This window comes from Komagataeibacter xylinus NBRC 15237, from assembly GCF_001571345.1.
Taxonomy (GTDB): domain Bacteria; phylum Pseudomonadota; class Alphaproteobacteria; order Acetobacterales; family Acetobacteraceae; genus Komagataeibacter; species Komagataeibacter xylinus.
In genome coordinates this window covers 1-10,570 of the sequence record NZ_BCTP01000066.1, presented here as the reverse complement: position 1 = coordinate 10,570, position 10,570 = coordinate 1, and the positions used below count along the sequence as shown (strand labels likewise).

Annotated in this window: 11 protein-coding genes and 1 pseudogene; all 12 read left to right on the top strand. The window is 50.1% G+C overall.

Translation table 11 applies throughout. The annotated features are described in order from the left end of the window. Window positions 1-187: 187 nt before the first annotated feature. Window positions 188-679, top strand: a complete 492-nt coding sequence (locus tag GXY01S_RS19170; RefSeq protein ID WP_029329788.1) for a DUF2946 family protein — start codon at window positions 188-190, stop codon at window positions 677-679. Window positions 680-824: 145 nt separating this feature from the next. Further along, entirely contained in the window at window positions 825-3,005 is a 2,181-nt protein-coding gene (locus GXY01S_RS17505) for a TonB-dependent receptor domain-containing protein (RefSeq protein ID WP_082770917.1), read from the top strand. A 125-nt stretch (window positions 3,006-3,130) separates the two neighbouring features. Next, complete coding sequence (gene mbnA, locus GXY01S_RS19230; protein WP_082770916.1) at window positions 3,131-3,229, top strand: methanobactin; 99 nt, start codon at window positions 3,131-3,133, stop codon at window positions 3,227-3,229. A 54-nt stretch (window positions 3,230-3,283) separates the two neighbouring features. Continuing rightward, window positions 3,284-4,105 (top strand): methanobactin biosynthesis protein MbnB, encoded by an 822-nt coding sequence (gene mbnB / locus GXY01S_RS17495; RefSeq protein ID WP_010517450.1) that lies wholly within the window; start codon window positions 3,284-3,286, stop codon window positions 4,103-4,105. Continuing rightward, on the top strand, window positions 4,092-4,667 hold the full coding sequence (mbnC, locus tag GXY01S_RS17490; RefSeq protein WP_010517452.1) for a methanobactin biosynthesis protein MbnC: 576 nt from the start codon (window positions 4,092-4,094) through the stop codon (window positions 4,665-4,667). The genes mbnB and mbnC overlap by 14 nt, the downstream gene beginning before the upstream one ends. After that, the gene (locus tag GXY01S_RS15360; protein WP_157132976.1) at window positions 4,664-5,569 is read left to right on the top strand and encodes an MbnP family copper-binding protein; all 906 of its coding nucleotides are present in this window, start codon (window positions 4,664-4,666) and stop codon (window positions 5,567-5,569) included. The genes mbnC and GXY01S_RS15360 overlap by 4 nt, the downstream gene beginning before the upstream one ends. 1 nt (window position 5,570) lies before the next feature. Continuing rightward, entirely contained in the window at window positions 5,571-6,746 is a 1,176-nt protein-coding gene (locus GXY01S_RS15355) for a methanobactin export MATE transporter MbnM (RefSeq protein ID WP_143221966.1), read from the top strand. After that, window positions 6,743-8,083 carry an aminotransferase class III-fold pyridoxal phosphate-dependent enzyme gene (locus tag GXY01S_RS15350; RefSeq protein WP_061276521.1) on the top strand — a complete coding sequence of 447 codons (1,341 nt, stop codon included), beginning with the start codon at window positions 6,743-6,745 and terminating at the stop codon, window positions 8,081-8,083. The genes GXY01S_RS15355 and GXY01S_RS15350 overlap by 4 nt, the downstream gene beginning before the upstream one ends. Window positions 8,084-8,182: 99 nt before the next feature. Next, entirely contained in the window at window positions 8,183-8,560 is a 378-nt protein-coding gene (gene copC / locus GXY01S_RS15345; protein WP_010517558.1) for a copper homeostasis periplasmic binding protein CopC, read from the top strand. Then, window positions 8,557-9,447 carry a CopD family protein gene (locus GXY01S_RS15340; RefSeq protein ID WP_034931184.1) on the top strand — a complete coding sequence of 297 codons (891 nt, stop codon included), beginning with the start codon at window positions 8,557-8,559 and terminating at the stop codon, window positions 9,445-9,447. The genes copC and GXY01S_RS15340 overlap by 4 nt, the downstream gene beginning before the upstream one ends. A gap of 179 nt (window positions 9,448-9,626) precedes the next feature. Continuing rightward, a pseudogene (locus GXY01S_RS19225) lies at window positions 9,627-9,818 on the top strand (LysR family transcriptional regulator); the annotation flags it as partial. 84 nt (window positions 9,819-9,902) lie between these two features. Further along, window positions 9,903-10,547: a LysR family substrate-binding domain-containing protein gene (locus GXY01S_RS17485; protein WP_228120804.1), complete on the top strand. Its 645-nt coding sequence runs from the start codon at window positions 9,903-9,905 to the stop codon at window positions 10,545-10,547. The last annotated feature ends 23 nt before the right edge of the window (window positions 10,548-10,570 follow it).

Sequence of the window (10,570 nt, the reverse complement as noted above, 5' to 3'; positions counted from 1 at the left end):
ACGTGGATGTGAACTTCGGCGATCTTCCACGTATTTGCGAAACAAAGCCGCCGCCAAGCCAAAATGGGCTCTTCAAGCATCCTGGTAGGAATGCCTGCCATGTGTGTGCAATATCGGGTTGACAGGCTCGCAACCATAATGGATTTTATAAAAAGTCTACCGTGACAGGAGCATATGTTTTCAAAAGATGGCCCATGCCATACATCCTGCGCCCCGCTCTTCATTGAGCCGCTGGTTTCTGGTCGCGTTCACGCTCATGGGCTTTCTGGGGCAACTCCTGATCCAGAGTCAGGCAATGCCGGGAGAAATGCCTCGTGCTACCATCCTGCGCCTGACAGGCATTGATATCGCTCCACATCTTTATCACACGCCACATAAGCACTCCGTCTGTGCGGATATGCCTGGCATGACAATGGACAATGTGACGCAGGCTGTGTCAGCCGACAATGAGGGCGACCACGACCACATGTCCGGGCATCCTTCTCATCACGATGGAAGCTGTCCGTTATGCCCCCTCCTGCACCTGCCAGTATTCCTGTTCACAGCTCTCGTGATCTTGCTGGCACTGGCGTTTATTCGTTGGCAACGCCACGTCAACATCGTTAACCCCCGTGCTCCACCTGTCATCACACTTGGTGTTCCTTTCTCCTGTGGCCCCCCTGTGTCTGCGGTCTTCTAGCGCCCGCAGGCCGTTTAAGCTGTCATTCATCGACCGTACGCGTTCACTTAACGCATAGTGCGTCGCTGACGTCATAAACTAATGACGAAAAAGACAATGACCGTCCTGCTGGCTGAACGATATTCTCAGCTCAGGATCAGCTTCCATGTCTTCGACACATGTTTGCGCACACACGTTCCACCGCGCGCACTTACTTTCTGCCGCCGCAATTTTTCTTATCCCGTCCTTCGCGGCGCATGCCAATGAACTGCCCGGAAAAGAGCGTGAGAGTGCCGCATCAACCAGGCAGGCGGCGATTAAAAAAACTCCGGAACAGTCATCACGAAACACGTCAAAACAACTCGGCGCTCACGTAAAAACAGGAGCAGCCGTCCCTATATCCAGCAACGCAGCTGAGCGGCTCGTTGTCACAGCCACGCGAACGCCACAGCAGATCCAGGACGTTCCCGCCTCGGTCAGCCTGATAACACGTCAGGACATCCAAATGAGGCAATCTTCCACGATTTCAGATGCCCTCAATCGCTTGCCTGATGTCGATATGGTCGGCACGGCGCGTATGGAAGGTCAGGTTCCCCAAATCCGTGGGTTTGCGGGACGCGAGATCATTTTGATGGTCGATGGCGCACGGCGTAATTGGGATTCCCAAGGGATTGAAGCGCCGCTTTATATCGATCCCGCCTTTATCCAGAGTGTAGAAGTTGTCGCCGGATCAGCGTCCACTCTTTATGGAACAGGTGGTCTCGGCGGAGTTATGTCAATTAAGACTATTGACGCAAAGTCCCTTCTGAAACCGGGTCAAGGCTTGGGCGGAGAAATTGATGGCGGCTATCAAAGCGCCAACGGAAATGGGAAGGGATCAGCAAAAATATACGGAAAATGGGGCAAGTTCGATGCGCTTCTTGCTTATTCTGGGCAAACCTTCAACTCGATACGATTAGGGGGCGGCGAGAGACTTTCACCCAATGACGGGCAAAGCCACAGCGCACTACTTAAACTTGGATATGACATCAATGACCGAATTAGAATAGATTTTGGTCAGCAATTTTATCTTGATGAAAACTATAGATCTTCAGTGCCACAAAAAGGTCCTTCCACTTACCACTGTTCTACCTGCCAAGAGCAAAATGTCCGACAGGACGAGTCAACATTGCACCTCACAACACGTAACGAGCAAGGCGAGGAAGATGGAAGGCTGACCCTTTACAGAACGAAAATGGCCTCAAAGCAGGTGCCGAACAGCATGGACTCTAATGGCGGGTCCACTGTCCTTGAGACCTATGGTTTCGACTTACAAAAATCATACTTTCGTAATTTCGGATTGTTTGGAAGACATAAATTTACTGGAGGCGTAAATTACTACCGCGATTTTTATACGTACACCACATCTGGTTCAAATACACCCAACGCACAACAGCAGGTATATGGGGTTTACGGGCAAGATGAAATAAAATTTCGCCACCATGTCACTCTTTCCCCTAGCTTGCGTTACGATAGATACAATACCTTTCCTGAACACGGGAAAGGTCTCTCAAATAGCTCAAACGGTGCTATTCTTCCAAAAATAACATTATCGTGGCAACCAACACGCGAATGGATGATATATCTCAGTTGGGGGAAAGCTTATAATGCTCCCACCCCAGCGCAAAGCGACATGGATTTGACAGGCAATCAATGGTTCGCAAATTTTGTTTCTAACAAAAATCTAAAACCCGAATCTGCCAAAACATACGAAGGCGGATTTACTTATACAAAGAGCGCACTGTTTAGCGAGCACGATCGTGCGAGCGTCCGCGCTACAGGTTTTTACGAAGACGTAACCAATCTCATTCAAGAAGTTGCTATCGGGCGTTTTAATGGAAAATATGGGAAAAACAGACCCATTTATCAATATCAGAACGTTGGACACGCCACACGTTACGGTATTGAGCTACATAGTAATTACGACATAGGAAACTGGGGGTTTGATCTGAGCTTCAGCCACATAAGAGTCACAAACGCTCGGACCGGTGCTGGGTTGTACTCGCCTCCAGATAAAGTTGCCGCTGATATGCGTTACCGTTTTCCGAACATCGGACTGACTTTAATGTACAGCCTCATGGCCGTAGACGCTCAGAACTACGATGCAACTATTATTCGTCGGCGTCCCGGCTATATGGTGCACGACATACTCGCAACCTGGGCACCTCCTCGCAAGCCTTGGCGAATTAATTTTGCTGTTACCAACTTATTCGACAAGGAATACAGTATGTATAAAATGGCTTCCACAAACGTTGATTTTCCTGAAGTAGGTCGCAGCTTTCGCTTTGATCTATCATATAGATTTTGACAATCGCCAGGAGGTTATTCTGAAATAAATCAAATTATTACACGTAATTCCATTGATTTATTTCCTGTTTTTATGTATAATTAGACGCCACATAGAATGTCTATTGTGGTTACTGGAGGTATGAAATGACTATTACTATAACTATACTTAAAACCAAACAAATTTCTGTACCTGTCCGGGCCGGACTGCAGTGTGGTTCGGGTGTCTGCGGTTATAACGCTTAAAACAATACAGAGACTGGCGCCTTTCCGCGCCAGTCTCGCCCTAGGAGGTATACGATGTGTAACGGTTCTATTGGCATAAATTTCACTGGCGGCCAATCTTACTCATCTATTATGTCCCTTATTGACGAGGGACATATAGATTACGTCGAACTCCTGATCGACAATTTTTTACATCTCAATCCAACAGAAATTGCAAAGAAATTTCCTTGCCCTGTCGCATTCCATATTATGCAATCCCGTTTTTTGGAGCGAGGTGAGGAAGAATTAAAGTATATATCAAGCAGAATAACGCAAATGTCTGAGGCGTTTCAGCCACTTTATATTTCCGATCATATCGCACTTTTCGAGCATAACGGAACTAATTTTTATCAACTCGCCGAAATAAATTATGCAATAGGGTCAATATATTTTGATAAAATTCGGCGATGGCAGGATATGCTTGGTCATACTCTATATTTAGAGAATTATCCTTCACTGCTCGACGGTTCTTATGAGGCTCCAACTTTCTTCGAGCATATATCAAAGAAAACTGAATGTAATGTGTTGTTTGATATATCCAATGCTGTTTGTGCCTCTAGGAATACGGGCGCAGACATAGACGACTGGAAGAATGTAATATCGAAAACGCTACACTATCATGTTGCAGGATACACTCCAGCACCAAGCGATAATAATATTTTAATTGATTCACATTCGGAGCAGATTTCATCAGAAACGGAGATCTTCATAGATCGTTATGCTGATCTGTTTTTTCGTGAAAATACTACAATTACTTACGAACGAGACGGAAATTTTGATTACGACCTTATAGTGGAAGATTTAAACAGCCTTCGCTTGAAATCGAAAAACCAGAGTGTATACAATGAACAATCATAGAAAATATTTGCGTGATATCGATGTCATAGACTTTATGTCGCGCCCAGATCAGTTTTCTTTGTTTTCTGACAACAGGCGCGCGTTGGTGCGATTAGATATTGCGTGGCGCGGTTATTGGCATGCTCTTTATGATCCATGTCCATCCCTACTGGATTTTTCTGGTGATCAAGACGGATTCAATATTTTTCGGCCCTTTATGAGGTGGGGTTCTGAGCGAAAAATTTGTTTTGGTTGGCCATTACACCTCTGGGTTATCATTTGGTTGCAAGAAAATGAGATGCTGAATAGTTCTAATTCCGAAATCATTCTATCGGAATTGGCGGGAGCTGCAGCTGCTCGGTGGGCCATATCTGATCGCACAGAAGCACTAGGCATCGCCATTTACCGCGGTATCAAACAAAACTGGACTGTCGGCTGGAAGTGCCGTGCGGTAGATCTGCAACGAGAAATTCAAGAAATTGAAATTGGTGCGGATTTAAGCCCGGAAGATGATATTCCGTCGTATTTCCTTATTTTTGATAACAAAATTTCTGTATTCCCTGGATGGAGCCGCATACTGTGAGCAATTTGACCTATGCGCCGTCAGTGTATAGAATAAATTTTTTTTTGTTATTCATTGGGATGGGTCTATTTATTTTCCCGGCCTTTTCTTCAAACGAAGCCCACGCAGCACCAAAGCTCGGGCGCCTTACTTTCCAGGCGGCATTCGGAAACCAGCCGGTAAGTTGTGCTAGAACCATAAGCCCGGTGGGGACAAGCGACAATACGGTCCGCATCAACGATCTACGCTTCTACATCCACGATGTGGCGCTGCTCACGAAGGACGGCCGTGCGGTGCTGGTCAAGCCAGGGCCGTCCGGCCTCTGGCAGCGTGACGGGATAGCGCTGATCGACCTGATCGATCGCAATATTCCATGCAGCGATACGACTCCGTCGCCGAACTCGGCTATCAGTTTTGTTTGGCCGCAAGGCCATTTCACCGGCCTGCGCTTCACCGTTGGGCTGCCTATGGCCGCCAATCACGGCGATCCTACGATTGCACAGCCACCACTGAACATGACGAGCATGTTCTGGACCTGGCAGTCAGGATATCGTTTTTTCACGCTCGACATCACGATGATTCCGAAGCCTGGCGACAAAGCGCGACCGCACGGCTTCCCTGTCCATATCGGGAGCACCGGCTGTGAGTCCGCCAGCGCGGTCGAGGCGCCGAAGGGCGCGTGCACGGCCCCGAACCTCGTCACGGTCACGCTGCCGGAGTTCGATCCGGCGCATCAGACCGTGAAGCTCGACATAAGTCGACTGCTCGCTCTGAGTAATGTCAGCACCAACCAGATTAATAGTGCGCCAGGTTGCATGTCTGGACCGGACGACAAGGATTGCGCAGGTGTGTTCCGTGAGTTCGGCCTGCCATTCGGATCAGAGACCTCTCCGCCGGCTCAGTCGGTATTTCGGGGTCGATAAGATGCGCACGTTATTTCGCAAAGTTCTCCAGATGGCCCTTCTGGGTGGGGGGGCGCTGCTTCTATCGGCCGCAACCCGGCCCACGACGTGGCATTGGGACATCCCCTCCTGGGCGCCTGCGCCAGTCGTCCCGTCCGACAATCCGATGAGGGCAGAGAAGGTCGCACTGGGGCGGCGGCTGTTTTATGACAAACGGCTATCGGAGAATGGGACGCTCGCCTGCGCGTCGTGCCATCTCCAGAAACTGGGCTTTGCCTCTGGTGTCCCGACGCATGTAGGCGCGCATGGCGAGCCGGGACTACGCACGCCGATGCCACTGGCGAACGTAGCCTATCTGCCGAGCTACACCTGGGCCAATCCACAGCTCACCACTCTGGAAAAGCAGATGCTGATCCCGATGTTCAGCGACCAACCGGTCGAGCTGGGCATGGGCGGCCAGGAAAAGGCGCTGTTCGCCCGGCTCTCGGATGATCCCTGCTATGCGCGCCTGTTCCGTGTCGCCTTCCCCGAGGCGAAGGGCGCGATCACACTCTCCACGGTCACGAAGGCGATTGCATCCTTCGAGCGCACGCTGCTGTCCTTCGACAGTCCCTACGACCACTCGCTGCATGGCGACAAGACGGCGCTGTCCCCGGCCGCGCAACGAGGCGAGGCGCTCTTCTTCGGCGAGAAGCTCGAATGTTCGCATTGCCATAATGGCCTGAATCTGACCGACAATATCCGCGCGGCTAACATGCCCTTTCCAGAAACAGGCTTTCACAATACCGGCTTGTATAACGAGGACGGCAAGGGGGCCTATCCTGCCAGTGATCACGGGCTGCGGACAGTGACAGGCAATGCCGAGGACGAGGGGAAATTCCGCACGGAAAGCCTGCGCAACGTCGCTCTGACGGGTCCCTATATGCATGATGGCTCCATCGCCACGCTGCACGACGTGCTGGCAGCACATTACTCGAAGGGAGGTCGGTCGGCGACAGGGCCACACGGAGAGAACCCGTTGCGCGACCAGTTCATAGAGCCGTTCGATATCAGCGAGGCGGAGATCGCGGACGTGATCGCCTTCCTGAACTCCCTGACGGATCAGAGCTTCCTCACCAACCCGGCGTTCTCAGATCCGGGAAAGACCTGCCCTTTGGCTCTGCCCTCAGCCTCTCCCTCTGGTAAAGGCGCACAATGATGACTTCGCGACTGGTGTACGGCTTATCGCATCTTAGCAACTCCGCCATGTCATCAGGCGTCGATATGGTATCTGGATCTGGTGTCTTCGTCTTCGATTCTTCGGGTAAAGACTATATCGACGCGGTGTCGGCACTGTTTTGCGCTACGCTCGGCTTTCATAATGAACGCCTGATCGAAGCCGCCACACGCCAGATGCGAGAGCTGCCAGTCTATCCCACCGCGCTAAACCGGACGGTCCCTGTCGTCCACGCGCTTGCGGACGCGCTCAGCGCGGCAGCGCCGATACCGGACGCTCACGTTCTTTTCGCCACAACCGGATCGGAAGCTATCGAAACTCTCATTAAAACGACTTGGTATATCAATAAACAACGAAATCCAAAACGGCATAAAATAATCACGCGTCGGGGGAGCTACCATGGATCGACGATATTTGCCACGAGACTTGGCGGGATCGAAAGCATTATCAATTCATTCGATCTGACGGGTGACGATATTCTGTATGCTGCGCAACCCCGCTGGCCACGTGACGCGTTGGCTGGAGAAACAGAAGAAGATTATGCACATCGCCTGGCGCTGGAACTGGCAGAACTGATAGATCACACGGGTGCCGAAAATATCGCGGCCTTCCTCTGCGAGCCAGTCTCGATTGCTGGCGGCATGTACCCAGCGCCGGAAGGATATTTTGAAGCAATACGCAACGTCTTGTCGATGCGCGATATTCCTCTTTATTTCGATGAAATCGTGACGGGCTTCGGTCGAACCGGAAAGATGTGGGGAAGCCAGACCGTCAACCAGACGCCCGACTGCCTCGTCGCATCGAAGGGGCTTTCAGCGGCCTATCAACCGATTTCGGCGGTCGTCATGAATGATGATTTTCACTCCGCATTGGTGGACTGCTCGATTATGCACCATGGGTTTCATCATGGCGGCACATATCACGCACATCCTGTTGCCGCTGCCGTCGCCCTTGAAACGCTAAAAATCTATGAGGATGAAAGAATAGTAGATCATGTGCGGGATATTTCAGAACATTGGATAAAGATGATTTCGAAACTTGCGGCACACGAACTGGTCCGATCCACACGGACAATCGGATTATTAAGCGCGATTGAAGTCGGATTCCGTAGCTACAGGGAGCTTGATTTCCGAAATGATGAGAAGAGAGACATCAAACGGTCAGTTGTGAAAGCATGTATGGAACACGGCGTCCTGATAAGCATCTCACACGATAGCATAATTTTAGCACCACCTCTCATTATTTCTAAAAAAGACATTGATGAGCTTGAGCAACGCATGACGAAAGCTTTCAATACTATTCTGTTTTCAACAGCATAGCTGCGTCGAAGGTATCCTTTTCGTTGGTCAATAAGAGACTTTTTTCTCTGAAAATATTTGTCTTTCTGCTGTAATTCACACCAAGCAAGGAAAGTAAACATGACTTCTATCCGTAAAATCGTTGCCTCTATGTGTCTCGCAGGGAACTTCGTTCTGCAGATGGCGGACCCTGCCTATGCACATGCCCACCTGAACGCCGAAATACCCGCTGCGGATAGCACGGGAACGGCGCCGCAGAGCCTGACGCTAGGCTTTACTGAAGCAGTAGTTGTCAAGCTCACCGGCGTCGTTGTCACTGGCCCCAAGGGTAATGTTATAGAAACAGGAAACGTTTCCCTGTCGGATGACGGCAAGACTCTGACGATCCCGCTCAAAATTGACCTCGTGCCTGGACGATATTCCGTAACCTGGCACGCCCTTGCCGTCGATGGACACAAGACTCATGGCGTCTACGGGTTCACAGTTACTAACCGATGACACCGGATGCTTTCCTGATCCTATGTCGCGCCGCACGAGACAGCCTGGCGCTCTTTCTTACAGGTAGCCTGCTTTTTGCAGGGTGGCTGGCTCCGCGCAAACTCGGAAACGCACTCTCTGCCCGCCTGGGAAAGTTTTGGGCATGGGGGAGCGTTTTTACGACGGTAATCGTCGTTGCAACACTGCCAGCCGAAGTCTCCGAGGTCGGAGATGGATGGCAGGATGCCTTCTCGCCGACTTTAAGCAAAGCCGTGCTTGTTGACACCACCATTGGACAGGCATGGATCATTCAGGCCGTAGCTGGCGTCTGTCTTCTACTTCTAACTTGGCGTAAATGCGGCGCGGTCCTGTCGGTCATACCCGCATGCGTGCTTCTGACGGCGACAGCCTTGACAGGTCACGTGCGCATGATCGGTGTGGGCGCGATGTTCTTCCAGGCCGTGCATTTGCTTGCAGGTAGTTTCTGGTGCGGGGGCCTCATCCCCGTTGCCATGCTTGTCAGTGATACACGAAAAAAGAAGTGGGATTGCTCCATGCAAGTGGCGTTAGCACGGTACTCGGCTGCGGGGCATATCGCGGTGCTTCTGGTCCTGCTTACCGGCTCTGGACTCGGCCTGAATATCCTGGGGGGATGGCCGAAGCATGTCACTGTCTATTCTACACTACTCATTCTCAAGCTGGGATTAACGAGCGGTATGGTCTGTATCGCCTGCGTCAACCGCTATGTATACGTGAAAAATCTACGCCAGAAAAGAAACATTACGGTTAGCCTTAAATATCTTCAACGCGGAACAATAGCCGAAATTGCACTTTCTATTGCTGTTATTGCAATTGTTGCCGTTGCTGGGAGAATGGACCCGACAATCTTATCTCTGCCTACAAACTAGAGTCATGCGCGCATATCTATAGATGCGAATAAATATATCTAGGTATTAATTGTGGTATATAAGACATATATAAATATTACATTATATTTTTCATGTATACATAAATTATATTATTGTGCGTTACAACACTCACACTACAAACTGTCGAATTTTAATTTGTATGAGAGGAAAGAAATGGAATGGTAAGACACCCTCCTCTTGATCTACGGGAACTGCAATGCGTATGCGCAATTGCTCTTCAAGGAAGCATCCATGGCGCGGCACGCGCTCTAAATTCCAAACAGTCCGCAGTCAGTCGTTCACTTCGGCTACTTGAGGAGCGCGTCGGAATTCAGCTTTTCCGCAGGACATCATCTGGCACAACGCCTACGCCAGTCGGCGAAGCATTCCTCCGACAAGCTGAGGCTCTGTTGCACGACACAAATGCTCTTTATGAATATACTCGGAGATGCGCCTTGGGTGAAAGCGGTATCGTATCAATAGGAATACAAAGTAATGTACCGCCAGGACGGGTGTCGGCCTTCATCGAACCGTATAGAATTCTTTATCCCGGTATTTCGTTTATATATCGTGACGTATCCAAGAGAGATGTAATTTCGGCTCTTTTCGACGGTATCGTTGATTTAGTAATTATAGCCCTTCCGCTGAACGAATCTTGCGCAGCTACCTTACCACTGTGGAGCGATCGAATTGTCGCTGTGACACCGACAAACCATCCTCTTGCTTCGTCTGTCACGACATGTTGGAGCGATTTACGGGAAGAAACTTTTGTCTTCGGTAACGATGATACAGGAGAGGACATGTCTACACTGTTAAAACGCAAAGCAAGCATTGCTGGCTTTCTACCAACAGTGTGTAGGGAAGAAATCATAAGTCTGCGGACGATCGCTCTCGTCATTAACGGACATGGTATTACGCTCATGCCGGCTGGCTGGCTCGCATTTTTTCCAGGTACGATCCTTGAGCAGGTAACTGTGCTAGAAGTGCGCGACGGCGACGGTTTTTCACATCTTGATTACGGCATTGGATGGCGCGATAGAAATTTGTCGACCGTCGCACATAAAATACTTGTTTTCTTGGGAAAGCAGAATCTCGAATAGACTAAGTTTCTCTGCTTACTATC

Bases quoted from the DNA above. Each gene is read 5' to 3' on its own strand.
- copC (WP_010517558.1), top strand. From the start codon at position 8,183: ATGACTTCTATCCGTAAAATCGTTGCCTCTATGTGTCTCGCAGGGAAC.
- GXY01S_RS17505 (WP_082770917.1), top strand. From the start codon at position 825: ATGTCTTCGACACATGTTTGCGCACACACGTTCCACCGCGCGCACTTA.
- mbnA (WP_082770916.1), top strand. From the start codon at position 3,131: ATGACTATTACTATAACTATACTTAAAACCAAACAAATTTCTGTACCT.
- mbnB (WP_010517450.1), top strand. From the start codon at position 3,284: ATGTGTAACGGTTCTATTGGCATAAATTTCACTGGCGGCCAATCTTAC.
- GXY01S_RS19170 (WP_029329788.1), top strand. From the start codon at position 188: ATGGCCCATGCCATACATCCTGCGCCCCGCTCTTCATTGAGCCGCTGG.
- GXY01S_RS15340 (WP_034931184.1), top strand. From the start codon at position 8,557: ATGACACCGGATGCTTTCCTGATCCTATGTCGCGCCGCACGAGACAGC.
- GXY01S_RS15355 (WP_143221966.1), top strand. From the start codon at position 5,571: ATGCGCACGTTATTTCGCAAAGTTCTCCAGATGGCCCTTCTGGGTGGG.
- mbnC (WP_010517452.1), top strand. From the start codon at position 4,092: ATGAACAATCATAGAAAATATTTGCGTGATATCGATGTCATAGACTTT.
- GXY01S_RS15350 (WP_061276521.1), top strand. From the start codon at position 6,743: ATGATGACTTCGCGACTGGTGTACGGCTTATCGCATCTTAGCAACTCC.